Genomic DNA, 26,686 nt, shown 5'->3' with positions numbered 1-26,686 from the left:
ATGCTGTTTGAACACCTGGAGTTGCGTCTGACCGGCGGAGACATGGTGCAGATCAGCGGTCCCAACGGCAGTGGCAAGACCAGCCTGCTGCGTTTGCTCGCCGGCCTGATGCAACCCACTGCTGGCCAGGTACTACTCAATGGCCAGCCCTTGCATGGCCAGCGTGCCGAACTGGCGCGCAACCTGTTGTGGATTGGCCACGCCGCCGGAATCAAGGATGTCCTGACTCCCGAGGAAAACCTCAACTGGCTCTGTGCCCTGCACCAGCCGGCCACGCGCGAGGCTATCTGGCAGGCCCTGGCGGCCGTCGGCCTGCGCGGTTTCGAGGACGTCGCCTGTCACACCCTGTCCGCCGGCCAGCAGCGCCGTGTGGCCCTGGCCCGGCTGTATCTGGACGGCCCGCCGCTGTGGATCCTCGACGAACCCTTCACCGCCCTGGACAAACAGGGGGTGGCCCAGCTCGAGGAGCACCTGGCCAATCATTGCGAACGCGGCGGCATGGTGGTCCTGACCACTCACCACAGTCTGACCCGCATGCCGTCGGGCTACCGCGATCTGGACCTGGGACGGTGGGCGGCATGAGCGTCTTTGCCCAATTGCTGGCCCGTGAGGCGCGCTTGCTGTTCCGACGCCCGGCGGAGTTGGCCAACCCCCTGGTGTTCTTCGCCATCGTCGTTGCACTGTTCCCATTGGCCGTGGGACCTGAGACAAATCTGTTGCAAACCTTGTCACCGGGGCTGGTCTGGGTAGCGGCCTTATTGTCCGTCCTGCTCTCGCTGGACGGGCTTTTTCGCAGTGATTTCGAGGACGGATCCCTTGAACAGTGGGTCCTTTCGTCGCACCCCCTGCCTCTTCTGGTTTTGGCCAAGGTACTGGCACACTGGGCCTTTTCCGGCCTGGCACTGGTATTGCTTGCACCCTTGCTGGCCTTGATGCTCGGCTTGCCTACCGCCTGCCTGCCGGTGTTGCTGCTGTCACTGCTGCTGGGCACTCCGGTGCTGAGCCTGCTGGGCGCAGTGGGCGCAGCACTGACGGTGGGATTGAAGCGCGGTGGCTTGCTGCTGGCGTTGCTGATCCTGCCTTTGTACATCCCGGTACTGATTCTCGGCAGTGGCGCCCTGCAGGCGGCACTGCAGGGCATGCCGGCGACAGGTTATCTGCTGTGGCTTGGGAGCCTGACCGCCCTGGCAGTGACCCTTACACCCTTTGCAATAGCTGCTGGCCTGAAGATCAGCGTCGGCGAATAATGAGGTCTGGTTGTTTTTTGACCAGTAAAGACCCTGGCTGTTCGTGAGAGCGAAGAGCAACCGTGATGGAAACAACGAATGAACTGGACCTGGTTTCACAAGCTCGGCTCGCCTAAATGGTTCTATGGCATCAGCGGAAAAATGCTGCCCTGGCTCAGCGTCGCGGCGGTCTTGCTGATTGCTGTCGGCGTGGCCTGGGGCCTGGCCTTCGCGCCGCCGGACTACCAGCAGGGCAACAGCTTCCGCATCATCTATATTCATGTCCCGGCGGCGATGCTGGCGCAGTCCTGCTACGTGATGCTGGCGGTCTGCGGCGTGGTTGGCCTGGTGTGGAAGATGAAGCTGGCGGACGTGGCGCTGCAATGCGCGGCGCCGATCGGTGCCTGGATGACCGCCGTGGCACTGGTGACCGGGGCCATCTGGGGCAAGCCGACCTGGGGCTCATGGTGGGTCTGGGATGCACGACTTACGTCGATGCTCATTCTTCTGTTTCTGTACTTCGGTCTGATTGCCCTGGGCAACGCCATCAGCAATCGTGACAGCGCCGCCAAGGCCTGCGCGGTACTGGCCATTGTCGGTGTGGTGAACATCCCGATCATCAAGTACTCGGTGGAGTGGTGGAACACCCTGCACCAGGGCGCCACCTTCACCCTCACGGAGAAACCGGCGATGCCGGTGGAAATGTGGCTGCCGCTGCTGCTCACCGCCTTGGGCTTCTACTGCTTCTTCGGCGCCGTGCTGTTGCTGCGCATGCGCCTGGAAGTGCTCAAGCGCGAAGCCCGGGCCAGTTGGGTCAAGGCCGAAGTCCAAGGTTGTCTGGAGACTGTTCGATGAGCTTTGCATCCTTCAGCGACTTTCTCGCCATGGGCCATCACGGCCTCTATGTCTGGTCGGCGTATGGCATCTGCCTGGCAGTCCTGATCATCAACGTGGCGGAGCCGATCCTGGCGCGCAAGCGTTATCTGCAACAAGAGGCGCGTCGTCTGCGCCGGGAGAACGGTAAGTGAATCCGCTGCGTAAAAAGCGTCTTTTGATCATCCTGGCGATCCTGGTGGGCGTCGGCATCGCCGTTGGCCTGGCCCTCAGCGCGCTGAAGGAAAACATCAACCTGTTCTACACCCCGACCCAGATCGCCAACGGCGAAGCGCCGCTGGACACGCGGATTCGTGCCGGAGGCATGGTCCAGGCCGGTTCCCTGGAACGCTCCGCCGACTCTCTGGACGTCAAGTTCGTGGTCACCGACTTCAACAAGTCGGTGACCATCACCTACCGTGGCATCCTCCCGGACCTGTTCCGCGAAGGGCAGGGCATCGTCGCTCTGGGCAAGCTCAACGCCGACGGTGTGGTGGTGGCCGATGAAGTGCTGGCCAAGCACGACGAGAAGTACATGCCGCCGGAAGTCACCAAGGCGTTGAAAGACAGCGGCCAGTCGGCACCGACACCAGCGAAAGAGGGTTAAGCCATGAGTTCCGCACTGTTCATTCCTGAACTCGGCCAACTGGCGATGATCCTCGCCTTGTGCTTTGCCCTGGTCCAGGCCGTGCTGCCGCTGCTGGGGGCCTGGCGCGGCGACCGGCTGTGGATGAGCCTGGCCCAGCCGGCGGCCTGGGGGCAGTTCGCCTTCCTGGTATTCGCCTTCGGCTGCCTGACCCATGCCTTCATGACCGACGACTTCTCGGTGGCCTATGTGGCCCACAACTCCAACAGCGCCTTGCCCTGGTACTACAAGTTCAGTGCCGTCTGGGGCGCCCACGAAGGTTCGCTGCTGCTCTGGGCGCTGATCCTCGGTGGCTGGACCTTCGCCGTGTCGGTGTTCTCGCGCCAGTTGCCCCAGGTGATGCTGGCCCGGGTGCTGGCGGTGATGGGGCTGATCAGCACCGGCTTCCTGTCGTTCCTGATCGTCACTTCCAACCCGTTCGCGCGGATCCTGCCGCAGGTGCCGGCCGATGGCCGTGACCTCAATCCGCTGCTGCAGGACATCGGCCTGATCGTTCACCCGCCGATGCTCTACATGGGCTACGTCGGTTTCTCGGTGGCCTTCGCCTTTGCCATCGCGGCCTTGCTGGGCGGTCGCCTGGACGCCGCCTGGGCCCGCTGGTCGCGGCCCTGGACCATCGTCGCCTGGGCCTTCCTCGGCATCGGTATCACCCTGGGCTCCTGGTGGGCCTACTACGAACTCGGCTGGGGCGGCTGGTGGTTCTGGGACCCGGTGGAAAACGCTTCGTTCATGCCCTGGCTGGTGGGCACGGCGCTGATCCACTCCCTGGCGGTCACGGAAAAGCGCGGTGTATTCAAGAGCTGGACCGTGCTGCTGGCGATTGCGGCCTTCTCCCTGAGCCTGCTGGGTACCTTCCTGGTGCGCTCCGGGGTCCTGACCTCGGTTCACGCCTTTGCCGCGGATCCCGAGCGTGGGGTGTTCATCCTGATTTTCCTGCTGTTCGTGGTGGGGGGCTCGCTGACCCTGTTCGCCCTGCGCGCGCCGGTGGTCAAGAGCCATGTGGGCTTCAACCTGTGGTCCCGGGAAACCCTGCTGCTGGGCAACAACCTGGTGCTGGTGGTGGCGGCCTCGATGATTCTGCTGGGCACTCTGTACCCACTGGTGCTGGACGCCCTGACCGGCGCCAAGCTGTCGGTGGGCCCGCCGTACTTCAATGCGCTGTTCATTCCGCTGATGGCCTTGCTGATGGTGGTGATGGCGGTGGGCGTGCTGGTGCGCTGGAAAGACACCCCGGTGAAATGGCTGATGGGCATGCTCGGTCCGGTGTTGCTGGGCAGCGTGGCCCTGGCCGTGGTGGCGGGCATTGCCTACGGCGATTTCAACTGGGCGGTGCTGGCGACCTTCCTGCTGGCGGCCTGGGTGCTGCTGGCCGGGGTACGCGACATCTTCGACAAGACCCGGCACAAGGGCCTGGTCAAGGGCCTGCCAGGCCTGACCCGCAGTTACTGGGGCATGCAACTGGCGCACCTGGGCATCGCCGTCTGTGCCCTGGGCGTGGTGCTGTCGAGCCAGAACAGCGCCGAGCGCGACTTGCGCCTGGAACCGGGTGAATCCATGGAGCTGGCCGGCTATCACTTCATCTTCGAGGGTGCCAAGCATTTCGAAGGGCCGAACTTCACTTCCGACAAGGGCACCGTGCGTGTGGTGCGCGATGGCAAGGAGGTAGCGGTGCTGCACCCGGAAAAACGCCTGTACACCGTGCAGAGCTCGATGATGACCGAGGCCGGGATCGATGCCGGTTTCACCCGTGACCTGTATGTGGCCCTGGGCGAACCCCTGGGTGAAGGCGCCTGGGCGGTGCGGGTGCACGTCAAGCCGTTCGTGCGCTGGATCTGGTTCGGCGGCCTGCTCACCGGTTTCGGTGGCTTGCTGGCGGCCATGGACCGGCGTTACCGGATCAAGGTTAAAAGCCGCGTGCGCGAAGCACTGGGCATGACAGGAGCTACGGCATGAGACGCTGGATGATGATGTTGCCCCTGGCGGTGTTCCTGGTGGTGGCGGTGTTTCTCTATCGCGGGTTGTACCTGGACCCGGCTGAGCTGCCATCGGCAATGATCGGCAAGTCGTTCCCGGAGTTCTCCCTGCCGTCGGTGCAGGGCGACAAGACCCTGACCCGTGCCGACCTGCTGGGCAAGCCGGCGCTGGTCAACGTCTGGGGCACCTGGTGCATTTCCTGCCGGGTCGAGCACCCGGTGCTGAACAAGCTGGCCGAGAAGGGCGTGGTGATCTACGGCATCAACTACAAGGACGTCAACGCCGACGCCCTGAAGTGGCTGGCCGAGTTCCACAACCCCTACCTGCTGGACGTGCGCGACGAGGAGGGCTCCCTGGGGCTCAACCTCGGCGTCTACGGCGCTCCGGAAACCTTCTTCATCGACGCCAAGGGCATCATCCGCGACAAGTTCGTCGGGGTGATCGACGAAGTGGTGTGGCGCGAACAGCTGGCCGCCAAGTACCAGGCCCTGGTCGATGAGGCCAAGCCATGAAGCGCTGGTTAGCCGCCGCCATCCTGGGCCTGAGCATCGCCGGCGTGGCCCACGCCGCTATCGATACCTATCAGTTCGCCAGCGACGCCGACCGCGAAAGGTTCCACCAACTGACCAAGGAACTGCGCTGCCCCAAGTGCCAGAACCAGGACATCGCCGACTCCAACGCGCCGATTGCCGCCGACCTGCGCAAAGAGATTTTCCGCATGCTCGGCGAGGGCAAGGACAATCAGCAGATCATCGACTTCATGGTCGACCGTTACGGCGACTTCGTGCGCTACCGGCCGGCCCTGACCGGCAAGACCGCGCTGCTCTGGTTCGGTCCCGCCGGGCTGCTGCTGGGCGGTCTGGTGATCATTGCCGTGATTGTCCGGCGTCGTCGCGTCGAGCTTCGTGACAGCCCGAACACGCTTTCCGTCGAAGAGCGTCAGCGCCTCGACCAACTGCTGGATAAAAACCACCCATGATTGATTTCTGGCTTGCAGCAGGCCTGCTGCTCCTGATCGCCCTGAGTTTCCTGTTGATCCCGGTATTGCGCGAGCGTCGTGCCCAGCGTGAAGAGGATCGTACCGCGCTGAACGTGGCGCTCTATGAAGAACGAGTGGCCGAGCTCAACAGTCAGCAAGCCGAAGGCGTGCTCAGTGCCGAACAGATGGACGCCGGACGCGCCGAAGCGGCTCGCGAGCTGCTGGCGGACACCGAAGGCAGCGCTCCGCTGCGCAGCTCGCGCCTGGGCAAGCCGTTGCCGTTGCTGGCGGCGCTGTTGGTGCCGGTGCTGGGGCTGGGGCTGTACCTGCATTTTGGCGCCAGCGACAAGGTTGAGCTGACCCGGGAGTTTGCCCAGGCGCCGCAGTCCATGGAGGAAATGACCCGGCGCCTGGAGCGCGCGGTGGCGGCCCAGCCGGACTCTGCCGAAGGTCTGTATTTCCTCGGGCGCACCTACATGGCCCAGGATCGCCCGGCGGACGCGGCGAAGATCTTCGAACGCACCGTGGCCGTGGCCGGCCGCCAGCCCGAGCTCTTGGGGCAATGGGCCCAGGCCCAGTACTTCGCCGACAACAAGCAATGGTCGGACAAGGTCCAGGGCCTGACCGACGAAGCGCTGAAAGCCGATCCCAACGAAGTCACCAGCCTCGGGCTGCTGGGGATCGCCGCCTTCGAAGGCGGGCGCTACCAGGACGCCATCGACTACTGGAAACGGCTGCAGGCGCAACTGCCGCCGGACGACAATTCCCGCGCAGCGCTGCAGGGCGGGATCGAACGGGCCAGCGAGAAGCTGGTGGCCGCGGGAGGCAAGGTTGCGACCGAGCCGGCGGTTCAGGCCAAGGGCGCCTTGCTCAAGGTTCGCGTCGATCTGGCTGCGCAGCTCAAGGACAAGGTCCAGCCGGGCGACAGCGTGTTCATCTTCGCCCGTGCCACCCAGGGGCCGCCCGCCCCGTTGGCGGCCAAGCGCCTGACCGTGGCCGACCTGCCGGCTACGGTCGAGCTGGGCGATAGCGACGCGATGATGCCGCAGTTGAAACTGTCGAACTTCCCTGAAGTCCAACTGGTTGCGCGCATTTCCCGCGCCGGCAAGCCAACGTCCGGCGAGTGGGTTGGGCGTAGCCAGCCATTGCCCAGCAGCACCACCGTCGCGCAACAGCTGACCATCGACAGTCCGGATCAATAACCAGAGAAGCCGCCATGACCGCCATCGCTCGTATCACCCTGTTGTCACTGGTCCTGGGGTTGAGCGCTTGTACGGTCCAGCGGCCGGTGCCCACCTCCTCTGAACCCATTCCGCCCGCGGGGCCGAGCACACGCCCGGCTCCGTCCACGGCCCCGGGCAAGCCCAGCGTGCCGATCCCCACGACCAAACCCCTGCCTCGCACCTCCGCCAGCTTTGCCCCGCCGCCGGGCGGGCACAGCCACTGGGACGCCCGGCTCGGGGTCTATGTGCTGGACGACCAGAACAACACGTTCTACCGCCAGCGCACCTATTACCGCTGGAACAACGGTTGGAGCCGTTCCATCAGCCCCGACGGGCCTTGGGAAGACACCGATATCCACGGTGTTCCCGCCGGCCTCGGCCGCCAGTTCCAATAATTCCGGCGCCTGCCGGATAACCGCAGAGGCGCAGGCCAGAGCCCGCGCCCCGGGGTGGATTATTTAAGCCTCGGGTCGGCTGGCCGATACAGCGGGGTGTTCCCGAGTATCAGCCGTTGAGCGCCCGATGAAGAAAGACCTGAACAAACCCTATGTCGCGCCGATGGTGTTTTGGCTGGCCGTGGTCTGTGTCCTGCTGTTGCTGTATGGCCTGGGGCCGGCAGACGTGCCGGAACTGATCTATCTGTCCCTGGCACCGCTGTACCTGCCGGTGGCCTTCGCCTTCATGTATTACTTCTTCTGCTGGAGCCTGATCTCGGTGTTCCGCCTGGGCGAGATCGGCTGGAAGAAGGTCGACTACGGCTGGCTGCTGCTGGCTTCCCTGGCGCTGATCAGTGCTACCCAGGCGGTCCGCGTGGACTGGTTCCAGAGCGACTATCAATGGGCGCAAAGCCAGCAGGCCGGCCTGCAGCGCAGGGTGTTGGCCGAGATCGACGACATGCTCGGCAGCGCTCACTGTCAGGCAGCGCTTGAGCTGCATGAGCCCCAGGATGCGGCCCAGGTCAGCAGCCTGTGCGAGCGCTTTGGCACGCTGGAACGCAGCGCCGATGGGCGTCCGTCGACCCTGGCGGTGAGCAAGGTGCAGCAGGCTCTGGATGATCTGCGTGGCGAGTATTCAGCCCCCCTGGTGCAGCAATGGTTGCAGCGTCTGGGACAGACATTCGGGGAGTTGGAGCGCCAGCGGGCCGAGGTCCAGCGCCTGCATGGGCTGACCCAGGTCAGCCAGGCCGAACGCCTCTACGGCTATTGCGCACCCCTGTTGCTGGTGATTGCCCTGGCCTTGCGCGCCTCCAAGGTGACGGGCGAGGTGCTGCTCAAGGCCCCCCAGCGATGCAGGCTGTGGCTGATCGTCAACCGCCGCGTGGTGCTCGATGGCCTGGGCTTTGTCCGCGGTGCCCGGGCGCGTCTCGACGAAGCCCTGAGGAACTGGCGCGTGGCCCGTTGGGGCGTGGTGCACCTGTCCTGTGACTTCATCGCCGCGGCCAGTCCCCAGGACACCCCGGTGGCGGTGGCCCCGGGGTTCTATGAAAACGAATTCCGGCTCGAGACCCTGGCCGACTTCGACAGCAGTCAGTTCGTCGAATGGGCCGCGACCCAGACCATCGACATCCTGTACCTGGTCGGTGAAACCGATCAGGGCCTGATCGAGCGCCTGCGGCGCTGGGGCGAGGCGCTGAACATCGAGGTGCTGGTCCGCGAGCGCATCTGAAGTGCGTCTCAGAGGCGCTCCAGCAACTGCTCCACGTACTCGATGAAGGCCCGGGCCTTGGCACTCACCAGGCGCCCGCCGGGAAACACCGCCCACAGTTGCTGCCGTGGCAGCTGCCAGTCGGTCAGCAGTGCCTTGACCGCGCCGCTGGCCAATTCCGGGGCGAACATCCATTGCGAGGCGGTTGCCAGGCCCTGATGTGCCAGGACCGCCGCCCGCAAGCCCTCCGCGGCATTGACCCGGATCCTGCCGCTGACACTCACCTGCTGCTCTTGGTCGCCCTGGAAAAAGTGCCAGAGATAGCCGGGCCCCCGGCTGTAGATCAGGGCCTGGTGTTCGCTCAGATCGGCCGGATGCCGGGGTTCGCCATGTGTGGCCAGGTACTCCGGGGTGGCCAGCAGCAGGCGCGGGCATTCGGCGATTTTGCGCGCGGTGAGGGTCGAGTCGGCCAGGCGGCCCATGCGCAGCGCCACATCCACCCCGGCTTCCACCAGATTGATGTGCTGATCGTCCAGCACCACGTCGATCTGCAGTCCCGGGTGACGATCAAGAAAGGCCCCCAGGTGGGGCACGATGTGCATGCGGGCGAAGGTCACCGCGGCGCCGATGCGCAGGGTGCCATGCAATGCCGCCGCCGACCCGCGAGCAGCGTTCTCCGCCTCGCAGGCCTCCTCCAGGGTGCGCCGGGCCCGTTCGAAATAGGCCAGGCCGGCCTCGGTGGGGGTCAAGCCGCGGGTGGAGCGCAACAACAGCCGCACCTGCAGATGGGCCTCCAACTGGGCAATGGTTTTCGATACGGCGGGCTGGCCCAGGTTCAGGCGGCGGGCGGCAGCGGAGAAGGACCCGCTTTCCACCACATGCACAAAGGTTTCCATCGCGGCTAGGCGGTCCATCGGTTGTCCTTGCAGGAGAGGGGAGCAGGGCCCCCGGGAGCGGTTGCCGACACTATCACCGGGTTCAGCCCGAGTCGCCTAGGCGCGCACGGCTCGGCGGTTGTCCGCCACCAGCAGAAAGCGCAGCAGGGCCAGCAGAGGAAAGGCGCTGCCCACCAGCGCCACGCCCAGCCAGCCGCCATGTTCGTACACCGCGCTGGCAATCGATGAGCCGAAGGCGCCACCGATGAAGATGCTGGTCATGTACAGCGCGTTGAGGCGGCTGCGGCTGTGGGCGTCCAGGGCATACACCGCCCGTTGCCCGAGCACCATGTTCATTTGCACGCAGAAGTCCAGGACCACCCCGGTCACCGCCAGGCCGATCACGCTGTAGGCGGGATGGATCAGTGTCGGCACAAAGCTCAGGGCCGCCAGGAGCATGGCCAGCAGCGAGGCGATGCGGGTGTGGCCGGCATCCGCCAGGCGTCCGCTGATGGGGGCGGCGATGGCCCCGATGGCGCCTACCAGGGCGAAGATCGCGATCTGGCTCTGCGACAGGCCGTGCTGGCGTGCCAGCTCCAGCGGGGCCGCGGTCCAGAACAGGCTGAAGCTGGCGAACATGCAGCCCTGGTAGAAGGCCCGCTGGCGCAAGACCGGTTGCCGGCGCAGCAGGCTCCCCAGTGAGCGCAGCAGTTGGCCATAAGTGGCGCTATGGGCCGGTTGACGCTTGGGCATGGTCAGCATCAGGACCAGGCTGATGGCCGCCATCAGCACGGCAGCGGCAATGAACATCGCGCGCCAGCCAAACAGATCGGCCACCACGCTGGACACCGGACGAGCCAGGAGAATCCCCAGCAGCAGGCCGCCCATGATCCCGCCCACCACTCGGCCGCGGGACTCTTCCGGGGCCAGGTGCGCTGCCAGGGGAATGAGGATCTGCACCGACACCGAGCTGAAGCCGATCAGCAGCGACACCAGGAGAAAGACATTGGGCTGCTGGGTCCAGGCCGCTCCCAGCAGGCTGGCGATGGCCACCAGGGTGGTGATCACCATCAGTCGGCGGTTTTCCAGCAAGTCGCCCAGGGGCACCAGGAAGAACAGGCCCAGGGCATAGCCGATCTGGGTCAGGGACACGATCAGGCTGGCCAGGGAACTGGACAGGCCGAGGTCCGGGGCGATCAGCTCGATGATGGGTTGTGCGTAGTAGATGTTGGCGACGATGGCGCCGCAGCAGAAGGCGAACAGCAGCACCATGCCTCGGGTCATTGTCACGCTGCGCAGGGGCAGCGCCTGGGTCGTTGAGCTCATCGGAATTCTCTTGGCGGCGAAAAGATGGGGCAAGGTTAAGAGGCAGCGCGTTAACGCAGTAGAGAGGGCGGGGCAATAGCATTCATTCCTGCGGGGAATAAATCACCGATTCAAGGCGTTGCGCTGCCGGCCGGGACGGATGCCGCTGACGAGGGCTGATGATACATTTACTTACATCTTGTTCGATAGCATGCTCATGTTCGCCATTCGCCCCGGAGTGGCCCGAGCCCCTTTTTCAACAGAGGAATCCATCCCATGAATCGGTCTTTGCGTGGTTGGTTGTGCGCCGCTCAGGGCGTTGTCCTGGCGTTCACCCTGGTAGGCGTCGCGGCCCGCGCCCAGGAGGCGCCGGGCATGCGCATGGGCGTGCGCGGCGAGATCACCGGGATCAGCGGCGACCTGGTGCGGGTGCATGTCAACAGCGGTGAAAACGTCAGTGTCGAGCTGACCCCACAGACCCAGGTGCGCGGGGTGACCCTGGCCAACATCGAGGACATCAAGCCCGGCAGCTACATCGGCTCGGCGGCACTGCCCATGGCCGACGGCACTCTCAAGGCCCTGGAAGTGCATGTCTTTCCCGCGCAGATGGCCGGCACCGGGGATGGTCATCGGCCCTTCGACCTGGCCAAGGGCAGCAGCATGACCAACGGCAGCGTCGGGGATCTGGTGGTGAGCAACGGCCGTACCCTGACCGTCAATTACAAGGGCGGGCAGCAGAAGATCCTGGTGCCGGACGATGTCCCCATCGTCAATCTCACCCCCGGGGATCGCAGCCTGCTCAAGGCCGGGGTCAAGGTGGTGATGTTCGTCACCCAGAGCGCCGACGGCAAACTCACCGCGCAGTCGATTTCCGCCGGCAAGGATGGGGTGGCTCCGCCCATGTAGGGCCGTTGCCTGCGGGGTGGAGGATCCCGCTCCGGTTCTGCGCCGCCCAGGCTTGCATTGCCAAATGTTGCAGCACGCGGGTTGCGGTGGAAGTCGCCAAAGCCTTGGTTTACGGTTTCCGGTCGTTCAATGCGCCGGGAGTGCCTTATGGAAAAGTCGACGTTCAACCCAGCCAGTGTGTTCAATTCGCTGCAATACGGTTTCAGCCAGGCGGTGGAAGTGCGGGGCGGCCGACGCCTGCTGCTGTCCGGCCAGGTGGGGGTGGATGAGCAGGAGCGGACGGTCGGCCCCGGCCTGCGGGAGCAGACCGAGCAGGCCTTCGACAACATCGCAAGCGTCCTGGCCGCGGCGGGCGGCCAGATGGCGGATGTGGTGATGCTGCGGATCTACATCGCCGAAGCCGCCCGCGACCAGCAGGAACACATCAGCGCGGTGCTGCTGGAGCGCTTTGCCAGCCAGCCGCCGGCGTCTTCGTGGATCATCGTCAGCGGCCTGTCCCTGCCCGAGTGGCTGATCGAGGTCGAGGCCGAGGCGGTGCTGGAGGAGCAGCATCAGGTGGCCACGGCGGCGTTGTTCAATCCGGCACGGGCGCTCTGAACTCGCCAGCAGGCATAAAAAAAGCGACCGCCAGGGTCGCTTTTTTCATTCACCCGCGAGGGGTCATTTGGCGTTGGTGTAGATCTGGTCGAAGATCCCGCCGTCGTTGAAGTGGGTCTTCTGCACGCTGCGCCAGTCGCCGAAGGTCTTCTCCACCGAGAGGAAGTCGACTTTCGGGAAGCGGTCGGTGTACTTGGCCAGCACCTTCGGGTCCCGTGGGCGCAGGTAGTTGTTGGCGGCGATTTCCTGGCCTTCCGGCGACCACAGGTACTTCAGGTATTCCTCGGCCGCGGCGCGGGTGCCTTTCTTCTCCACCACCTTGTCCACCACCGATACCGGCGGCTCGGCTTCGGCGGACACGCTCGGGTAGATCACCTCGAACTGATCGCGGCCGAATTCGCGGGCGATCATTTCCGCTTCGTTCTCGAAGGTCACCAGTACGTCGCCGATCTGGTTGGTCATGAAGGTGGTGGTGGCGGCGCGGCCACCGGTGTCCAGTACCGGCGCCTGCTTGAACAGCTTGCCGACGAAGTCCTTGGCCTTGTTCTCGTCGCCGCCGTTCTTCAGCACATAACCCCAGGCCGAGAGGTAGGTGTAGCGGCCGTTACCCGAGGTCTTGGGGTTGGGCACAATCACTTGCACGCCATCCTTGAGCAGGTCCGGCCAGTCCTTCAGGGCCTTGGGGTTGCCCTTGCGCACGATGAACACGGTGGCCGAGGTGAAGGGCGCGCTGTTGTCCGGCAGGCGCGTCACCCAGTTGTCCGGCACCAGTTTGCCGTTGTCCGCCAGGGCGTTGATGTCGGTGGCCATGTTCATGGTGATGACATCCGCCGGCAGGCCGTCGATCACCGAGCGCGCCTGTTTGCTGGAGCCGCCGAAGGACATCTGCAGGGTGATGTTCTCGTTGTGCTCGGCTTTCCAGTGTTTCTGGAAGGCGGCGTTGTAGTCCTTGTAGAAGTCGCGCATCACGTCGTAGGACACGTTGAGCAGGGTCGGTGCGGCCTGGGCGACGCTGCCCAGGGCCAGGCCGGCCGCCAGAAGCGAAGCGCTGAAGAGTTTTTTCACTGCACATTCCTTTTGTTCGAGAGTGAAGGCAATTTGCCGCCGACTATAGCCGGGGCGCTATATCTCTTTAAAGATTAAAAAGAACTTTGCTTATTCCAGTTTCTTGAACAGCGCGTTACCGCAGCGCGAGCAGAAGGCCGCGGACGGTTCGTGGCTGTTCTTGCGGCACACCGGACAGTCATGCTTGAGCTGTTCGCCACGCATGGCGCTGGCCAGTTCCGCGGTGAAGATCCCGGTGGGCACGGCGATGATCGAGTAACCAGTGATCATCACCATGGACGAGATCATCTGGCCGATCACGGTCTTGGGCACGATGTCGCCATAACCCACGGTGGTCAGGGTGACGATGGCCCAGTAGATGCCCTTGGGGATGCTGGTGAAGCCATGCTCCGGGCCTTCGACCACGTACATCAGGGTGCCGAACACCGTGACCAGGGTGCAGACGCTGAGCAGGAACACCAGGATCTTCTGCTTGCTGCCGCGCAGGGCGTCCAGCAGGTAATGGGCCTGTTTCAGGTAGGGCGCCAGCTTGAGCACCCGGAAGATCCGCAGCATGCGGATGATACGGATGATCAGCAGGTACTGGGCGTCGCTGTAGTACAGGGCGAGGATGCCGGGGACGATCGCCAGCAGGTCCACCAGGCCATAGAAACTGAAGGCGTAGCGCAGCGGCTTGGGCGAGCAGTACAGGCGCAGGCCGTACTCGATGGCGAAGATCAGGGTGAAGCCCCATTCGATGCAGGCCAGGACGTTGGCGTAGTTGCTGTGTACCTCGTCGATGCTGTCGAGGATCACGATCACCAGGCTTGCGAGGATGATCAGCAGCAGGGCGGTGTCGAAGCGCCTTCCAGCCACCGTATCGGTCTGGAAGATCATCACGTAGAGGCGCTGGCGCCAGTTGTCGCTATTACCCATGGAAGTCGCCTGAATCAAAGATCAGCGCAGCCTAGGGGGAGAGGCCGGGGGAGCGCAAGGTGTGTTGTCCCGGGGTGTGCGATCCAGGACCCGGGTGGCGGCATGCACCAGCCAGCAGGCGATGACGAAGGGCGCGGTGAGGGGTGCAAGGCCCAGGCTGACGATCCCGGGGGTGATCAGCAGTGCCAGCGACATCCCCGCCAGGGGGCGCCACGGAGCACGGGTCTGCTGGCCCAGGGCCAGGGCCGCCAGCGCGCTGTTGTAGCCGGCCAGGCCCAACAGGGCCTGGCCCTGTTGCTGCTGCCACAGTGCCAGGGCCAGGCCGCAGGCCGAGCCGACCAGGGCCCAGGTCGCCGCTCGGCGGTTGGCCAGCAGCAGTCCGAGGAGTATCAGCAGTCCGGCCAGCGGCTGGCCGAGAAACATGATCTGGCCCAGGCCCTGGAGCAGGCCGCCCAGCAGGCTCGACAGCGACAGCTCGGGCACTGCCGGGGGTAGGGGTGCCTGGGGTTGCATCAGGCTCAGCAACAGCCAGCCAAGGCCGACGAAGGGCGCGGTATAGGCCGGCAGGCTGCGCGGCTGGCGAGCGCGCTTGAGCCATTGCTGGGTGAGGATCGCGCTGAGGCCGGCGGCGGCGATGATCAGCGGCGGCAGCAGCACCGACCAGGGCAGGTACAGGCTCAGCAGCAGACCCAGGAGCACACCGTTGTAGCTGAAGAGCCCGGCTTGCCGGTCGGCCTTGGCGTAGCCCCGGCGTTGTGCCGTGAGCAGTCCGGCCAGGGCGCCAAGCAGGGCGCCCCCGAGTTGGGCTGGGGCGCCGATCAGGATCGCCAGCAGGCACAATAGGCCGCACAGCGGATGGCGCTGGAGGAAAATCTGACTGAAACCGTTGAGCAAGGCAGTGGCCCAGTCGGGGCAGAAGGCGTTGAAAGACTGTGCAGGCATGGTGGAAATCGATGGATGCGGCGACTACCGCGTGCAGCGTTCGCTCCGAGTGGCCGCCTCTTCGGGCGGTTTCCTGCAGGTCGAGTGCGCTGCGGCGGCAGTGGCGGCGGGTCAGAGAAGGGTTTCGACACGCAGGGAGTTGGTGGTCCCCGGCTGGCCGAACGGCACACCGGTGGTGATCACCACGGTATCGCCGCGCTTGGCCAGGCCCTGGGCCTGGGCGATTTCCAGGGCCGTGGCACACACCTCGTCGACCTGGCGCAGGCGGTCATTGACCACCGAGTGCACGCCCCAGGTCAGGGTCAGGCGGCGCGCGGTGGCCAGGTTCGGCGTCAGGTTGAGGATGGGCACCGATGGCCGTTCCCGGGCGGCACGCAGGGTCGAGCTGCCCGATTCGCTGTAGTTCACCAGCACCGCCACCGGCAGGATGCTGCACACCCGGCGGATCGCGCAGCTGATGGCGTCGGACACCGTCGCCTCGGCCTGGGGCCGGCTGACATCCAGTTGGGTCTGGTAGTCGGGACCGCTCTCCACCTGGCGGATGATCTTGCCCATCATCTGCACCGCTTCCAGCGGGTACTCGCCGGAGGCGGTTTCCGCCGACAGCATCACCGCATCGGCGCCTTCGGCCACGGCGTTGGCCACGTCGGTGACCTCGGCCCGGGTCGGCGCGGGCGAAAAGCGCATCGATTCCAGCATCTGGGTGGCCACCACCACGGGTTTGCCCAGCTGGCGGCAGGTGCCGATGATGGTTTTCTGGATCTGCGGCACGCTTTCCGCCGGCACCTCCACCCCCAGGTCGCCCCTGGCCACCATGATCGCGTCGCTCAGTTCGGCGATTTCCCGTAGTTGGGTCACCGCTGAAGGCTTTTCGATCTTGGCCATCAGGTAGGCCTTGTCGCCGATCAGCGTGCGGGCTTCACGGATGTCTTCCGGGCGCTGCACGAAGGACAGCGCCACCCAGTCCACCCCCAGCTCCAGGCCGAAGCTCAGGTCGCGGCGGTCCTTGGCGGTCAGTGGGCTGAGGTCGAGCACGGCCTGGGGCACGTTGACGCCCTTGCGGTCCGACAGCTCGCCGCCATTGAGCACGGTGGTCTCGATGGCGTCGGCGTGCTTGGCGATGACCCGCAGGCGCAGCTTGCCGTCGTCCAGCAGCAGGTCCATGCCCGGCTCCAGCGCGGCGATGATTTCCGGGTGCGGCAGGCTGACCCGCTCGGCGTTGCCCGGGGTCGGGTCGAGGTCCAGGCGCAGCGCCTGACCCCGCACCAGTTGCACCTTGCCTTCGGCGAAGGTGCCGACCCGCAGTTTCGGTCCCTGCAGGTCCATGAGGATGCCCAGGGGATAGTTCAGTTCGCGTTCGATCTGGCGAATCCACTCATAGCGCTGCGCATGATCGGCGTGGCTGCCGTGGCTGAAGTTGAGCCGGAAGATGTTGACTCCGGCCTGCACCAGTTCACGGATGTCCTCGATGCCGTCGATGGCCGGACCCAGGGTGGCGAGGATTTTGACCTTCTTGTCAGGCGTCATGTTTGGGGCTCTCGAGAATCAGGATGGCGCGGAAGTCGTTGACGTTGGTGCGGGTCGGCTCGGTGACGATCAGGTCGCCCAGCGCGGCGAAGTAGCCGTAGCCATTGTTGTTGTCCAGCTCGTCGCTGGCGCTCAGGCCCAGGGCTGCGGCGCGGGCGTAGCTGTCCGGGGTCATGATGGCCCCGGCGTTGTCTTCGGAGCCGTCGATGCCGTCGGTATCACCGGCCAGGGCGTAGATGCCCGGGTAGCCCTTGAGGCTGTCGGTAAGGCTCAGGAGGAACTCGGCATTGCGTCCGCCACGGCCATTGCCGCGCACGGTGACCGTGGTTTCGCCGCCGGAGAGGATCACGCAGGGCGCCGCCAGCGGCTGGCCGTGCAAGGCCACCTGGCGGGCGATGCCGGCGTGAACCTTGGCCACCTCGCGGGATTCGCCCTCCAGGTCGCCGAGGATCAGAGGGCTGTAGCCGGCCTGGCGGGCTTTCACCGCGGCGGCTTCCAGGGATTGCTGGGGCCTTGCGATCAGCTGGAAGTGGCTGCGCTCCAGGCACGGGTCGCCGGGCTTGACGGTTTCCGACTCGGGGCTCTGCAACCAGCTGCGCACGGCCGCCGGGACGTCGATGTCGTAGCGCTTGAGAATCGCCAGGGCCTCGGCCGAGGTGCTCGGGTCGGCCACTGTCGGGCCGGAGGCAATGACTGTCGCCAGATCGCCGGGTACATCGGATATCGCGTAGGTGTAGACCGTGGCCGGCCAGCAGGCCTTGGCCAGTCGGCCGCCCTTGATCGCCGAGAGGTGCTTGCGCACGCAGTTCATCTCGCCGATGGTGGCGCCGGACTTGAGCAGGGCCTTGTTGATGGCTTGCTTGTCCGCCAGGGTGATGCCGGCGGCGGGCAGGGCCAGCAGGGCCGAACCGCCACCGGACAGCAGGAAGATCACCCGGTCCTGTTCCGACAGGTTGCTGACCAGCTCCAGCACCCGCTTGGCCACGGCCAGGCCGGCGGCGTCTGGCACCGGGTGGGCGGCCTCGACCACTTCGATCCTGGTGCAGGGGGCGCCGTGGCCGTAGCGGGTAACCACCAGCCCGCTGACTTCGCCCTGCCAACTGTGCTCCACCACCTGGGCCATGGCCGCCGCGGCCTTGCCGGCACCGATGACGATCACTCGACCGCTGCGGTTGCTGGGGAGATGGGCTTGCAGTACCTGTTGCGGATGGGCGGCGTCGATGGCTGTGGCGAACAGCTCACGAAGGAATTGTTGCGGATCGACCGACATGGCGGGCTCCCGGATTTCTTGTTATGGGGGGCTTGAAGCGGGTGTAGCCGCCACCTCAGGCGGCGACAAGGTCGGCAGGGCCGGTCCCTGGCCCGCCGTGAGGCGTGACCTGCGAACCTTGGTACAGCCTGGGGCAGCGGCTACATAGGGGGGTTATTTTTTCTCGCGGATCGAGAAGTTGGCCATGTGTTCCAGGCCCTTGATCAGCGCCGAGTGGTCCCAGTTGGCGCCACCGATAGCGCTGCAGGTGCTGAACACTTGCTGGGTACCGGCGGTGTTGGGCAGGTTGATGCCCAGCTCGCGGGCGCCGCTGAGGGCCAGGTTCAGGTCCTTCTGGTGCAGGTTGATGCGGAAGCCCGGATCGAAGGTGCCCTTGATCATCCGCTCGCCGTGCACTTCGAGGATCTTCGAGGAGGCGAAGCCGCCCATCAGTGCTTCGCGCACCTTGGCCGGGTCGGCGCCGTTCTTCGCGGCGAACAGCAGGGCTTCGGCCACCGCCTGGATATTCAGCGCGACGATGATCTGGTTGGCCACCTTGGCGGTCTGGCCGTCACCGTTGCCGCCGACCAGGGTGATGTTCTTGCCCATGCTCTGGAACAGCGGCAGGGCGCGTTCGAAGGCCTGGCTGTCGCCGCCGACCATGATGCTCAGGGTCGCGGCCTTGGCCCCGACTTCGCCGCCGGACACCGGGGCGTCCAGGTACTGTGCGCCTTTCTCGTTGATCTTGGCGGCGAAGGCCTTGGTCGCGGTGGGGGAGATGGAGCTCATGTCGATGACGATCTTGCCCTTGCCGATCCCGGCGGCAACGCCGTCGGCACGCAGCAGCACGTCTTCGACCTGGGGCGTATCGGGCACCATGATGATGACGAATTCGGCTTCCTGGGCCACTTCCCGGGGCGAGGCCAGGGCCACGGCGCCGGCGGCGATCAGGTCGGCCGGGGCCTTGCCGTGGTGTTCCGAGAGCAGCAGCGAGTGACCGGCTTTCTGCAGGTTGGCGGCCATGGGGTGACCCATGATGCCGGTGCCGATAAATCCGATTTTAGCCATGATAAAAATCCTCTATTCAACGGGGCCTCGCAGGAGCTGGCTGGCCAGCGCAGGTGGCCGCAAGGGCGCTGCAAGGCTTGCGGGCCTGTTCGCCGGCAAGCCGGCTCCTACGCAGGTCCAGGTTCAGATTGCGTTGTGGGTTTTCAGCCAGCCAAGGCCGGCCTCGGTGGTGGTCAGCGGCTTGTACTCGCAGCCGACCCAGCCCTGGTAGCCGATGCGGTCCAGGTGCTCGAAAAGGAAGCGATAGTTGATCTCGCCGGTGCCGGGTTCGTTGCGTCCAGGGTTGTCTGCCAGCTGGATGTGGTTGATCTGGTTGAGATGGCTGGCCATGGTCCGGGCCAGGTCGCCCTCCATGATTTGCATGTGGTAGATGTCGTACTGCAGGTACAGGTTGGCGCTGCCCACCTGTTCGCGGATCGACAGCGCCTGGGCGGTGTTGTTGAGGTAGAAGCCGGGAATGTCGCGGGTGTTGATGGCCTCCATCACCAGCTTGATGCCCACCGCCTGCAGCTTGTCGGCGGCGTACTTGAGGTTGGCGACCAAGGTCTTTTCCAGCAGGGCTTCATCGGCGCCTTGTGGGCGGATGCCCGCCAGGCAGTTGACCTGGGTGTTGCCCAGGACCTGGGCGTAGGCGATGGCCAGGTCGACGCCGGCACGGAACTCCTCGACCCGATCGGGCAGGCAGGCGATACCGCGCTCACCCTTGGCCCAGTCACCGGCCGGCAGGTTGAACAGCACCTGGGTCAGGCCGTGGGCATCGAGTTGCGCCTTGATCTCGGCGGAGCTGAATTCGTAGGGAAACAGGTATTCGACGCCGCTGAAGCCGGCATCGGCGGCGGCCTTGAAGCGGGCGAGGAAGTCCTGTTCGGTGAACAGCATGGACAGGTTGGCGGCAAAACGCGGCATGGTGGTCTCCTGTGAAGCGGTGAAGCCTGTGGCGGGCGCCAAGGTGGCAGTCGGGCTGCTCCGGCGACCTCTCTGGACAAGAGGGCGCACGGGGCAATCCCGGCAGGTTCGGTGAACCCGATGACAGCCTGTGGCAGCGGCTCCAGGGGTTAGTCGAGCAGGGAAATCGCGGTAGGGGCGTCGTTGCCCACCAGCGCCAGGTCTTCGAACTCGTTGACCGCGTTGATCTCGGTGCCCATGGAAATGTTGGTCACCCGCTCCAGGATGATTTCCACCACCACCGGCACCTTGTAGGTCTGGAGCATTTCCTGGGCCTGGCGCAGGGCCGGCTGGATGTCCTTGGGTTCGAACACCCGCAGGGCCTTGCAACCCAGGCCTTCGGCGACCGCCACGTGGTCGACGCCGTAGCCGTTGAGTTCCGGCGCGTTGAGGTTGTCGAAGGACAGCTGCACGCAGTAGTCCATGTCGAAGCCGCGCTGGGCCTGACGGATCAGCCCCAGGTAGGAGTTGTTCACCACCACATGGATGTAGGGCAGGTTGAACTGGGCGCCCACCGCCAGCTCTTCGATCATGAACTGGAAGTCGTAGTCGCCGGACAGCGCCACCACCTGGCGATTCGGGTCGGCCTTGACCACGCCCAGGGCCGCGGGAATGGTCCAGCCCAGCGGGCCGGCCTGGCCGCAGTTGATCCAGTGGCGCGGCTTGTAGACGTGGAGGAACTGGGCGCCGGCAATCTGCGACAGGCCGATGGTGCTGACGTAGCAGGTGTCCTTGCCGAACACCTGGTTCATCTCTTCATACACGCGCTGCGGCTTGACCGGCACGTTGTCGAAGTGGGTCTTGCGGTGCAGGCTGGCCTTGCGCTGCTGGCAGTCATGCAGCCAGGCGCTGCGGTCCTTGAGCTTGCCGGCGGTCTGCCACTCGCGGGCCACTTCCAGGAGCACGGTCAGGGCGCTGCCGGCGTCGGAGACGATGCCCAGGTCCGGGGTGAATACCCGGCCGATCTGGGTTGGCTCGATGTCCACGTGGATGAACTTGCGGCCTTCGGTGTAGACGTCCACCGAGCCGGTGTGGCGGTTGGCCCAGCGGTTGCCGATGCCCAGCACGGCGTCGGACTTGAGCAGGGTGGCGTTGCCGTAGCGATGGGAGGTCTGCAGGCCGACCATGCCCACCATCTGCGGGTGATCGTCGGGGATGCTGCCCCAGCCCATCAGGGTCGGGATCACCGGAATGCCGGTCAGCTCGGCGAACTCCACCAGCAGCTCGCTGGCATCGGCGTTGATCACGCCGCCACCGGCCACCAGCAACGGACGCTCGGCCTGGTCCAGCAGGGCCAGGGCTTTCTCGGCCTGGACTCGGGTCGCGCTTGGCTTGGCCAGGGGCAGGGGCTGGTAGGCGTCGATGTCGAACTCGATTTCCGCCATCTGCACGTCGAACGGCAGATCGATCAGTACCGGACCGGGGCGGCCGGAGCGCATTTCGTAGAAGGCTTTCTGGAAGGCGTAGGGCACCTGGCCCGGCTCCAGCACGGTGGTGGCCCACTTGGTCACCGGCTTGACGATGCTGGTGATGTCCACTGCCTGGAAGTCTTCCTTGTGCAGGCGAGCCCGGGGCGCCTGGCCGGTGATGCAGAGAATCGGGATCGAGTCGGCCGAGGCGCTGTACAGGCCGGTGACCATGTCGGTGCCGGCCGGGCCGGAGGTGCCGATGCACACGCCGATGTTGCCGGCCTTGGTGCGGGTGTAGCCCTCGGCCATGTGCGAGGCGCCTTCAACGTGGCGGGCGAGGACGTGATCGATGCCGCCGACCTTCTGCAGCGCGGAATACAGCGGGTTGATGGCGGCACCCGGGATGCCAAAAGCGGTATCGACCCCTTCGCGGCGCATCACCAGAACGGCGGCTTCGATTGCTCTCATTTTGCTCATGGTTTTGTGCCTCTTACGTTTTGTAATTGTATACAAGTGGCTTTCCGCAAAGTGTATTCACGGCAAGCGACGCAGGTCAATTGATTTTCTTGAACTACAGTTGCTTTTGCGCAAGCCCCGATAAACCGGCGTCCATTTGTCGCACGTACCGACTTTTACGATTTATTGTATACAAAATACAAATTCATTGTGTTCTATTTGTCGTATCGGACTTCTCCTACAAGAAGCTTCCCTCGGGCTTTCTCAATAACAAGATAAGGACGGCACCCATGAGCGCTTTAACCTTGAAAGTCGCAGTCAACCTGGCCAATCAGGCCATCAGTGCGGGGCGCCAGATCAGCGCGGCGCCCCTGACCATCGCCGTGTTGGACGCCGGCGGCCATCTGGTGACCCTGCAACGCGAGGATGGCGCCAGCTTGCTGCGTCCGCAGATCGCCATCGGCAAGGCCTGGGGCGCGATTGCCCTGGGCAAGGGGTCGCGCCTGCTGGCCCTGGACGCGCAGCAGCGCCCCGCGTTCATCGGTGCGTTGAATGGCCTGGGGCAGGGCAGCGTGGTGCCGGCACCGGGCGGGGTGCTGATTCGGGATCAGGCGGGGGCGGTGATTGGGGCGATCGGCATCAGTGGCGATACCTCGGACATCGACGAGCAATGCGCCATCAGCGCGATCGAAGCTCAGGGCCTGGCGGCGGACGCCGGCGTCAGCGCGTAGTCCTCAACCTTGCGGGCCCGGCCCCGGCCTGTAGCCGCTGCCGAGCCCGCGAGGCTGCGAAAAGGTCCGCAGGACCTTGCTGGTGTCTTGATATTTCTGCGCGCAGTTTGCAGCAACAACAGAAATGCACGGGAAGGGGCACAAACGCGATCAGCGATCCGGTTCGCAGCCCTTGAGCACCAGGCGGATGATGGTCTGCGCCGCGGCCTCGTAGTCTTCTTCGGTGAGCTTGGCCTTGCCGGTGACCACCGAGATCTGCCAGTCGAAGTCGGCGTAGGTCTGGGTCGCGGCCCAGATGCTGAACATCAGGTGGTTGGGGTCGAGCGGGGCGATCAGGCCGCGATCGATCCAGGTCTGGATGCATTCGATGTTGTGCTTGGCCTGGGCGTTGAGCTGTTCCACCTGCTCCGGGCTCAGGTGCGGCGCGCCATGCATGATTTCGCTGGCGAACACTTTGGAGGCGAACGGCAGGTCGCGGGAGATGCGGATTTTCGAGCGGATGTAGCCGCTGAGCACGTCGCTGGGCACGCCATCGGCATTGAACGGCGTGGAGGCCTGGAGAATCGGTTCGATGATGCTTTCCAGCACCTCGCGATAGAGGTTTTCCTTGGACTTGAAGTAGTAGTAGACGTTGGGTTTGGGCAATCCGGCCTTGGCGGCGATGTCGCTGGTCTTGGTCGCGGCAAAGCCCTTGTCGGCAAACTCTTCGCTGGCGGCCCGCAGGATCAGTTCTTTATTGCGCTCGCGGATGGTGCTCATAAACCGGGGGATTCCTTGCCTGTTCGGGCGGTTGCGCATGGTAGCACCGGCTTTGCGAGAGGCTCAAGAATGCCGGGTAGGGCCCGCTTTTCCTGCTTGCGCGCGCTCGCTGCATGGTCGGTGGCGCGGTATGCTGCGCGCCTCATTTTCATGCAGGAAGCCTGGCCCATGGCAGGAAGCAGTTTGCTGGTATTGATCGACGACATCGCCGCGGTACTCGATGACGTGGCCTTGATGACCAAGATGGCGGCGAAGAAGACCGCCGGCGTATTGGGCGACGATCTGGCACTTAACGCTCAGCAGGTTTCCGGGGTGCGCGCCGAGCGGGAACTCCCCGTGGTCTGGGCAGTGGCCAAGGGCTCGTTTCGCAACAAGTTGATCCTGGTGCCGGCGGCCCTGGCCATCAGTGCCCTGGCGCCCTGGCTGGTCACGCCGTTGCTGATGGTCGGTGGTGCCTACCTGTGTTTCGAAGGCTTCGAGAAGCTGGCGCACAAGTACCTGCCCCACGGCGACGATGCGGCCGAACATGAGCAGACCTTACAGGCGCTGGCAGACCCTCAGGTGGATCTGGTGGCCTTTGAGAAGGACAAGATCAAGGGCGCGATCCGTACCGATTTCATCCTTTCCGCAGAAATCATCGCCATCACCCTGGGTACGGTGGCGGGTGCTTCCCTGAGCCAGCAGGTGGTGGTGCTGTCGGGGATTGCGATCGTCATGACCATTGGTGTCTATGGCCTGGTGGGCGGCATCGTCAAGCTGGACGACCTGGGACTGTGGCTGGCGCAGAAGCCCGGCGCCCTGGCCAGAGGCATCGGCGGCGCTATTCTGCGGGCAGCGCCCTGGATGATGAAGAGCCTGTCGGTGATCGGTACAGCGGCGATGTTCATGGTCGGCGGCGGCATCCTCACCCACGGCGTGCCTGCCGTGCATCATCTGATCGAAGGTCTGGCCCAGCGCAGCGCCGGGTTCATCGGCGGCGCCTCGGTGATCATGCCGACCCTGCTCAATGCGGTGGCCGGGATTATTGCTGGCGCAGTGGTGCTGCTGGCCGTGAGCCTGATTGGCAAGGGCTGGCGTGCGCTGCACGGCTGAGGCCTGACTCACCCCGTGGCTGTTATGACAGCCGGCGGTCTGGCGTAGAGCGATTGATGGCGCCCGCGATGCCCGGTGAACTGCACTTGCGTGGGTTGTGCTGTGAGGATGTGTCGCCCCGCCGGATGGCGGGGCGAGGCGGGATTACTCGGCGATCTGCAGCTTGCGCGCTTCGGTGTACACGTAGCGCACTTTTTCGTACTCGAACGGCGAGTTCAGCTGGCCATAGCGGAAGCTGGTCTGGTAACGCTTGTCGACCCCGCGCAGGACCCAGATTTCCGGATGATTGCTGCTGACTTCCGAAACGTTGAGGAAGTTGATCGCCGATTCGGTGGTGTAGTCCACCGCCAGCCCCGCGGTGTCCCGCAGGTTCGACGGACCGAGGATCGGCAGCACCAGATAGGCCCCCGCGGGCACGCCATAGAAGCCCAGGGTCTGGCCGAAATCTTCGGTTTGGCGCGGCAGGCCCATCTTGGTCGCCGGGTCCCACAGGCCGGCGACACCGATGGTGGTGTTGAGCAGCAGGCGCGCGGTGGTTTCCATCGAGCGTTGGCCCTTGAACTGCAACAGGCTGTTGACCAGGTTGGGCACGTCACCGAGGTTGTTGAAGAAGTTGCTCACTCCGCTGCGCAGGAAGCCCGGTGTCACATAGCGGTAGCCGTCCACCACCGGCAGGAACACCCACTGGTCGAAGCGGTAGTTGAAGTGGTAGACCCGACGGTTCCAGGACTCCAGCGGGTCGTAGACATTCAGCGCATTGAGGGTTGAGCGCTCGAATTCGCGCTGGTCCAGCCCCGGGTTGAACTTGAGCCTCTTCAACGGCTCGGTGAAGCCGTCGGGATCGGGCGTGACCGGGGTGTTGGCCTTGCTGTTGTCGGCTTGGGCATAGCCTGCGCAGAACAACGCAGCGATAAGCAGGAGATGTTTAGCCACGGAAGAACTCCAGCATGGCGTCGCTGTTGACGCGGTAGTTGAGGTTGCCGCAATGGCCGCCATGGGGGTAGACGGTCAGGCGGTCGCCAAAGGTCTTGCGCAGGAAGCCCAGGTCGCCAGGGCCGAGGATCACGTCGTCGGCGTTGTGCATCACGGCAATCTTCGGGCTGGCCTTGAGGTAGTCCTGCAGGGCGTAGAGGCTCACCTGGTCGATCAGTTGCAGCAGGCTGCCGCCGTCGGTGCGGGCGCGCCACATGGGGATCACCTGCTCGGTCAGGTAGCAGTCGAAGTCGCACTGCAGGGCGCGCTTGAGAAACGGCGTGAGGCTGGTGCCTTCGCGGATCGGGTACTTGGGCGGGGTGATCAGGCCACGACGGTTGATCAGGTCCGAGGTGAAGGCGATGTCCGCCGCCGAGAAGCGGAAGGAGGTGCCGATCAGCATCGCCATCTGTTCATTGCTCAGGTGCTGCTTGGACTGCTGGAAGTCATAGAGCAGGGCATCGTTGAGGTCGATATAGCCCTTCTGCTGGAAATAGCGGGTCAGCTTGCCCAGCACCAGTTCATAGAAGGTGGTGCTGTTGTTGATGCCCTTGACCTCGGTTTGCACCAGCTTGTCGAGGTTGGTGATCGAGGTGTAGAGGTTGACCGGCGGGTTGAGCAGCAGGACTTTCTTGAAGTTGAAGCTGCGCCGGGTCTCGTCCAGCTTGCTGACGAACGCGGCGTCCAGGGCGCCGAGGCTGTAGCCGGTGAGGTAGAACTCGGTGATCGGCAGCTTGGGGTGCTGGGCGCGCACGGCCTGCATGACCCGGTACATGTCTTCGGCGTCTTCCTGGGTCACCCCGGGGGTGGCGAAGCGCGAGGCGGCGCTGATGAAGTCGAAACTGGTGGGCGAGGATAGCTGCACCACGTGGTAGCCGGCCTTGTAGTAGAGCTTCTTCAGGTATTCGTTGAGGCTGCTGTCATAGCGCGCCCCGGTGCCGGCGATCAGGAAGATCAGCGGCGCGGCGTGATCCTGGGTGGCGATGCGGTAGGTGAGTTTCTTCACCGCCCAGAAGTTGTCCGGGAGGATGAACTCGCGTTCCGGGCGCAGGGTCAGGCTGTAGTCCGACTGGCGGATGTCCTCGTTTGCGGGCAGCTCCGGGCGCAACTCCGGCGGCGTGGTGGCGATGGTGGCTTCGAACGGGTTGGTCAGCGGGTAGCCATAGCTGGCCGGGTCGACATCGACCGCCAGCGCGGACGCACTCAGGATAAGGCCGCCAAGCAGGGCAGCGAAGCGCAAGGAACGAAGCATGACTGTATCCCTAGAAGGAAGGTGCCGAATGAGGTTTGCAGGCTATGACCACCGCG

28 protein-coding genes are annotated in these 26,686 nt (G+C 64.8%); 15 read left to right on the top strand and 13 right to left on the bottom strand.

Going from position 1 to position 26,686, the window contains the following annotated elements; translation table 11 throughout:
• The 11 genes from ccmA to L1O02_RS22340 all read left to right on the top strand — a co-directional run bounded on the left by ccmA (nucleotide 1) and on the right by L1O02_RS22340 (nucleotide 8,586).
• On the top strand, nucleotides 1-582 hold the full coding sequence (gene ccmA, locus L1O02_RS22390) for a cytochrome c biogenesis heme-transporting ATPase CcmA (protein ID WP_233789185.1): 582 nt from the start codon (nucleotides 1-3) through the stop codon (nucleotides 580-582).
• Nucleotides 579-1,247, top strand: a complete 669-nt coding sequence (gene ccmB / locus L1O02_RS22385) for a heme exporter protein CcmB (RefSeq protein ID WP_060841898.1) — start codon at nucleotides 579-581, stop codon at nucleotides 1,245-1,247. Before ccmA ends, ccmB begins: the two co-directional genes overlap by 4 nt.
• Before the next feature lie 78 nt (nucleotides 1,248-1,325).
• Entirely contained in the window at nucleotides 1,326-2,081 is a 756-nt protein-coding gene (locus L1O02_RS22380; protein ID WP_060838161.1) for a heme ABC transporter permease, read from the top strand.
• Entirely contained in the window at nucleotides 2,078-2,254 is a 177-nt protein-coding gene (ccmD, locus tag L1O02_RS22375) for a heme exporter protein CcmD (protein WP_060838162.1), read from the top strand. The genes L1O02_RS22380 and ccmD overlap by 4 nt, the downstream gene beginning before the upstream one ends.
• A complete protein-coding gene (ccmE, locus tag L1O02_RS22370) occupies nucleotides 2,251-2,706 on the top strand; it encodes a cytochrome c maturation protein CcmE (RefSeq protein WP_016965417.1) in 456 nt (151 codons plus the stop codon). Before ccmD ends, ccmE begins: the two co-directional genes overlap by 4 nt.
• A gap of 3 nt (nucleotides 2,707-2,709) precedes the next feature.
• Nucleotides 2,710-4,698, top strand: a complete 1,989-nt coding sequence (locus L1O02_RS22365) for a heme lyase CcmF/NrfE family subunit (RefSeq protein ID WP_108544780.1) — start codon at nucleotides 2,710-2,712, stop codon at nucleotides 4,696-4,698.
• Nucleotides 4,695-5,231: a DsbE family thiol:disulfide interchange protein gene (locus tag L1O02_RS22360; protein WP_108544781.1), complete on the top strand. Its 537-nt coding sequence runs from the start codon at nucleotides 4,695-4,697 to the stop codon at nucleotides 5,229-5,231. The genes L1O02_RS22365 and L1O02_RS22360 overlap by 4 nt, the downstream gene beginning before the upstream one ends.
• Nucleotides 5,228-5,698: a cytochrome c-type biogenesis protein gene (locus L1O02_RS22355; protein ID WP_060838165.1), complete on the top strand. Its 471-nt coding sequence runs from the start codon at nucleotides 5,228-5,230 to the stop codon at nucleotides 5,696-5,698. Before L1O02_RS22360 ends, L1O02_RS22355 begins: the two co-directional genes overlap by 4 nt.
• Complete coding sequence (ccmI, locus tag L1O02_RS22350; RefSeq protein ID WP_235758738.1) at nucleotides 5,695-6,900, top strand: c-type cytochrome biogenesis protein CcmI; 1,206 nt, start codon at nucleotides 5,695-5,697, stop codon at nucleotides 6,898-6,900. The genes L1O02_RS22355 and ccmI overlap by 4 nt, the downstream gene beginning before the upstream one ends.
• 14 nt (nucleotides 6,901-6,914) lie before the next feature.
• Nucleotides 6,915-7,316, top strand: coding sequence for a hypothetical protein (locus tag L1O02_RS22345; RefSeq protein WP_108544783.1), 402 nt, complete (start codon nucleotides 6,915-6,917; stop codon nucleotides 7,314-7,316).
• A gap of 127 nt (nucleotides 7,317-7,443) precedes the next feature.
• Nucleotides 7,444-8,586: a hypothetical protein gene (locus L1O02_RS22340; protein ID WP_235758736.1), complete on the top strand. Its 1,143-nt coding sequence runs from the start codon at nucleotides 7,444-7,446 to the stop codon at nucleotides 8,584-8,586.
• A gap of 8 nt (nucleotides 8,587-8,594) precedes the next feature.
• Here the strand turns inward: L1O02_RS22340 and L1O02_RS22335 are convergent, their stop codons facing one another.
• Together L1O02_RS22335 and L1O02_RS22330 are read right to left on the bottom strand one after the other, a co-directional pair.
• Nucleotides 8,595-9,479, bottom strand: coding sequence for a LysR family transcriptional regulator (locus L1O02_RS22335; protein WP_235758734.1), 885 nt, complete (start codon nucleotides 9,477-9,479; stop codon nucleotides 8,595-8,597).
• 78 nt (nucleotides 9,480-9,557) lie between these two features.
• A complete protein-coding gene (locus L1O02_RS22330) occupies nucleotides 9,558-10,766 on the bottom strand; it encodes an MFS transporter (RefSeq protein ID WP_060838170.1) in 1,209 nt (402 codons plus the stop codon).
• Nucleotides 10,767-11,021: 255 nt separating this feature from the next.
• Here L1O02_RS22330 and L1O02_RS22325 point away from each other — a divergent pair, with 255 nt between their 5' ends.
• Nucleotides 11,022-11,651 carry a DUF5666 domain-containing protein gene (locus L1O02_RS22325; protein WP_060838171.1) on the top strand — a complete coding sequence of 210 codons (630 nt, stop codon included), beginning with the start codon at nucleotides 11,022-11,024 and terminating at the stop codon, nucleotides 11,649-11,651.
• Between the two features lie 147 nt (nucleotides 11,652-11,798).
• On the top strand, nucleotides 11,799-12,248 hold the full coding sequence (locus L1O02_RS22320) for a Rid family hydrolase (protein ID WP_060842830.1): 450 nt from the start codon (nucleotides 11,799-11,801) through the stop codon (nucleotides 12,246-12,248).
• 63 nt (nucleotides 12,249-12,311) lie between these two features.
• Here L1O02_RS22320 and L1O02_RS22315 read toward each other — a convergent pair whose 3' ends face one another.
• The 8 genes from L1O02_RS22315 to gcl all read right to left on the bottom strand — a co-directional run bounded on the left by L1O02_RS22315 (nucleotide 12,312) and on the right by gcl (nucleotide 21,845).
• The gene (locus tag L1O02_RS22315; RefSeq protein WP_060838173.1) at nucleotides 12,312-13,313 is read right to left on the bottom strand and encodes a sulfate ABC transporter substrate-binding protein; all 1,002 of its coding nucleotides are present in this window, start codon (nucleotides 13,311-13,313) and stop codon (nucleotides 12,312-12,314) included.
• Between the two features lie 90 nt (nucleotides 13,314-13,403).
• Nucleotides 13,404-14,228 carry an ion transporter gene (locus L1O02_RS22310; RefSeq protein WP_060838174.1) on the bottom strand — a complete coding sequence of 275 codons (825 nt, stop codon included), beginning with the start codon at nucleotides 14,226-14,228 and terminating at the stop codon, nucleotides 13,404-13,406.
• 21 nt (nucleotides 14,229-14,249) lie between these two features.
• The gene (locus tag L1O02_RS22305) at nucleotides 14,250-15,170 is read right to left on the bottom strand and encodes an urea transporter (protein ID WP_108544786.1); all 921 of its coding nucleotides are present in this window, start codon (nucleotides 15,168-15,170) and stop codon (nucleotides 14,250-14,252) included.
• A 111-nt stretch (nucleotides 15,171-15,281) separates the two neighbouring features.
• Entirely contained in the window at nucleotides 15,282-16,697 is a 1,416-nt protein-coding gene (gene pyk, locus L1O02_RS22300; protein ID WP_060838176.1) for a pyruvate kinase, read from the bottom strand.
• Nucleotides 16,687-17,967, bottom strand: coding sequence for a glycerate kinase (locus L1O02_RS22295; protein ID WP_108544788.1), 1,281 nt, complete (start codon nucleotides 17,965-17,967; stop codon nucleotides 16,687-16,689). Before L1O02_RS22295 ends, pyk begins: the two co-directional genes overlap by 11 nt.
• 153 nt (nucleotides 17,968-18,120) lie before the next feature.
• On the bottom strand, nucleotides 18,121-19,014 hold the full coding sequence (locus tag L1O02_RS22290) for a 2-hydroxy-3-oxopropionate reductase (RefSeq protein WP_060838178.1): 894 nt from the start codon (nucleotides 19,012-19,014) through the stop codon (nucleotides 18,121-18,123).
• A gap of 123 nt (nucleotides 19,015-19,137) precedes the next feature.
• Nucleotides 19,138-19,920, bottom strand: a complete 783-nt coding sequence (gene hyi, locus L1O02_RS22285; protein WP_235758732.1) for a hydroxypyruvate isomerase — start codon at nucleotides 19,918-19,920, stop codon at nucleotides 19,138-19,140.
• Nucleotides 19,921-20,069: 149 nt separating this feature from the next.
• Nucleotides 20,070-21,845 carry a glyoxylate carboligase gene (gene gcl / locus L1O02_RS22280; RefSeq protein ID WP_060838180.1) on the bottom strand — a complete coding sequence of 592 codons (1,776 nt, stop codon included), beginning with the start codon at nucleotides 21,843-21,845 and terminating at the stop codon, nucleotides 20,070-20,072.
• 269 nt (nucleotides 21,846-22,114) lie between these two features.
• Here gcl and L1O02_RS22275 point away from each other — a divergent pair, with 269 nt between their 5' ends.
• Complete coding sequence (locus L1O02_RS22275) at nucleotides 22,115-22,555, top strand: heme-binding protein (RefSeq protein ID WP_016968076.1); 441 nt, start codon at nucleotides 22,115-22,117, stop codon at nucleotides 22,553-22,555.
• 150 nt (nucleotides 22,556-22,705) lie between these two features.
• Here the strand turns inward: L1O02_RS22275 and L1O02_RS22270 are convergent, their stop codons facing one another.
• Entirely contained in the window at nucleotides 22,706-23,314 is a 609-nt protein-coding gene (locus L1O02_RS22270) for a TetR/AcrR family transcriptional regulator (RefSeq protein ID WP_108544790.1), read from the bottom strand.
• Nucleotides 23,315-23,482: 168 nt separating this feature from the next.
• On the opposite strand from L1O02_RS22270, the gene L1O02_RS22265 reads away from it, so the two are divergent.
• The gene (locus tag L1O02_RS22265) at nucleotides 23,483-24,406 is read left to right on the top strand and encodes a DUF808 domain-containing protein (RefSeq protein ID WP_108544791.1); all 924 of its coding nucleotides are present in this window, start codon (nucleotides 23,483-23,485) and stop codon (nucleotides 24,404-24,406) included.
• Nucleotides 24,407-24,550: 144 nt separating this feature from the next.
• Here L1O02_RS22265 and L1O02_RS22260 read toward each other — a convergent pair whose 3' ends face one another.
• Both L1O02_RS22260 and L1O02_RS22255 read right to left on the bottom strand, forming a co-directional pair.
• Complete coding sequence (locus L1O02_RS22260; RefSeq protein ID WP_060838183.1) at nucleotides 24,551-25,339, bottom strand: VacJ family lipoprotein; 789 nt, start codon at nucleotides 25,337-25,339, stop codon at nucleotides 24,551-24,553.
• Entirely contained in the window at nucleotides 25,332-26,630 is a 1,299-nt protein-coding gene (locus L1O02_RS22255; RefSeq protein WP_060838184.1) for a serine/threonine protein kinase, read from the bottom strand. The genes L1O02_RS22260 and L1O02_RS22255 overlap by 8 nt, the downstream gene beginning before the upstream one ends.
• Nucleotides 26,631-26,686 lie beyond the last annotated feature (56 nt).

The organism is Pseudomonas sp. BC42, from assembly GCF_021560055.1.
In the GTDB taxonomy this organism is placed as follows: domain Bacteria; phylum Pseudomonadota; class Gammaproteobacteria; order Pseudomonadales; family Pseudomonadaceae; genus Aquipseudomonas.
The sequence above is the reverse complement of the archived record's forward strand: the minus strand, read 5'-3'. Positions and strand labels throughout refer to the sequence as shown.

What these genes read in the sequence shown, in the direction of transcription:
- ccmD (WP_060838162.1), top strand. Translation starts at nt 2,078, where the DNA reads ATGAGCTTTGCATCCTTCAGCGACTTTCTCGCCATGGGCCATCACGGC.
- L1O02_RS22320 (WP_060842830.1), top strand. Translation starts at nt 11,799, where the DNA reads ATGGAAAAGTCGACGTTCAACCCAGCCAGTGTGTTCAATTCGCTGCAA.
- L1O02_RS22275 (WP_016968076.1), top strand. Translation starts at nt 22,115, where the DNA reads ATGAGCGCTTTAACCTTGAAAGTCGCAGTCAACCTGGCCAATCAGGCC.
- L1O02_RS22295 (WP_108544788.1), bottom strand. Translation starts at nt 17,967, where the DNA reads ATGTCGGTCGATCCGCAACAATTCCTTCGTGAGCTGTTCGCCACAGCC.
- ccmI (WP_235758738.1), top strand. Translation starts at nt 5,695, where the DNA reads ATGATTGATTTCTGGCTTGCAGCAGGCCTGCTGCTCCTGATCGCCCTG.
- L1O02_RS22380 (WP_060838161.1), top strand. Translation starts at nt 1,326, where the DNA reads ATGAACTGGACCTGGTTTCACAAGCTCGGCTCGCCTAAATGGTTCTAT.
- L1O02_RS22270 (WP_108544790.1), bottom strand. Translation starts at nt 23,314, where the DNA reads ATGAGCACCATCCGCGAGCGCAATAAAGAACTGATCCTGCGGGCCGCC.
- gcl (WP_060838180.1), bottom strand. Translation starts at nt 21,845, where the DNA reads ATGAGCAAAATGAGAGCAATCGAAGCCGCCGTTCTGGTGATGCGCCGC.
- hyi (WP_235758732.1), bottom strand. Translation starts at nt 19,920, where the DNA reads ATGCCGCGTTTTGCCGCCAACCTGTCCATGCTGTTCACCGAACAGGAC.
- L1O02_RS22290 (WP_060838178.1), bottom strand. Translation starts at nt 19,014, where the DNA reads ATGGCTAAAATCGGATTTATCGGCACCGGCATCATGGGTCACCCCATG.
- L1O02_RS22265 (WP_108544791.1), top strand. Translation starts at nt 23,483, where the DNA reads ATGGCAGGAAGCAGTTTGCTGGTATTGATCGACGACATCGCCGCGGTA.
- L1O02_RS22355 (WP_060838165.1), top strand. Translation starts at nt 5,228, where the DNA reads ATGAAGCGCTGGTTAGCCGCCGCCATCCTGGGCCTGAGCATCGCCGGC.
- L1O02_RS22255 (WP_060838184.1), bottom strand. Translation starts at nt 26,630, where the DNA reads ATGCTTCGTTCCTTGCGCTTCGCTGCCCTGCTTGGCGGCCTTATCCTG.
- L1O02_RS22305 (WP_108544786.1), bottom strand. Translation starts at nt 15,170, where the DNA reads ATGCCTGCACAGTCTTTCAACGCCTTCTGCCCCGACTGGGCCACTGCC.
- L1O02_RS22365 (WP_108544780.1), top strand. Translation starts at nt 2,710, where the DNA reads ATGAGTTCCGCACTGTTCATTCCTGAACTCGGCCAACTGGCGATGATC.
- pyk (WP_060838176.1), bottom strand. Translation starts at nt 16,697, where the DNA reads ATGACGCCTGACAAGAAGGTCAAAATCCTCGCCACCCTGGGTCCGGCC.
- L1O02_RS22325 (WP_060838171.1), top strand. Translation starts at nt 11,022, where the DNA reads ATGAATCGGTCTTTGCGTGGTTGGTTGTGCGCCGCTCAGGGCGTTGTC.
- L1O02_RS22340 (WP_235758736.1), top strand. Translation starts at nt 7,444, where the DNA reads ATGAAGAAAGACCTGAACAAACCCTATGTCGCGCCGATGGTGTTTTGG.
- L1O02_RS22335 (WP_235758734.1), bottom strand. Translation starts at nt 9,479, where the DNA reads ATGGACCGCCTAGCCGCGATGGAAACCTTTGTGCATGTGGTGGAAAGC.
- L1O02_RS22345 (WP_108544783.1), top strand. Translation starts at nt 6,915, where the DNA reads ATGACCGCCATCGCTCGTATCACCCTGTTGTCACTGGTCCTGGGGTTG.
- L1O02_RS22360 (WP_108544781.1), top strand. Translation starts at nt 4,695, where the DNA reads ATGAGACGCTGGATGATGATGTTGCCCCTGGCGGTGTTCCTGGTGGTG.
- L1O02_RS22330 (WP_060838170.1), bottom strand. Translation starts at nt 10,766, where the DNA reads ATGAGCTCAACGACCCAGGCGCTGCCCCTGCGCAGCGTGACAATGACC.
- L1O02_RS22310 (WP_060838174.1), bottom strand. Translation starts at nt 14,228, where the DNA reads ATGGGTAATAGCGACAACTGGCGCCAGCGCCTCTACGTGATGATCTTC.
- ccmB (WP_060841898.1), top strand. Translation starts at nt 579, where the DNA reads ATGAGCGTCTTTGCCCAATTGCTGGCCCGTGAGGCGCGCTTGCTGTTC.
- ccmA (WP_233789185.1), top strand. Translation starts at nt 1, where the DNA reads ATGCTGTTTGAACACCTGGAGTTGCGTCTGACCGGCGGAGACATGGTG.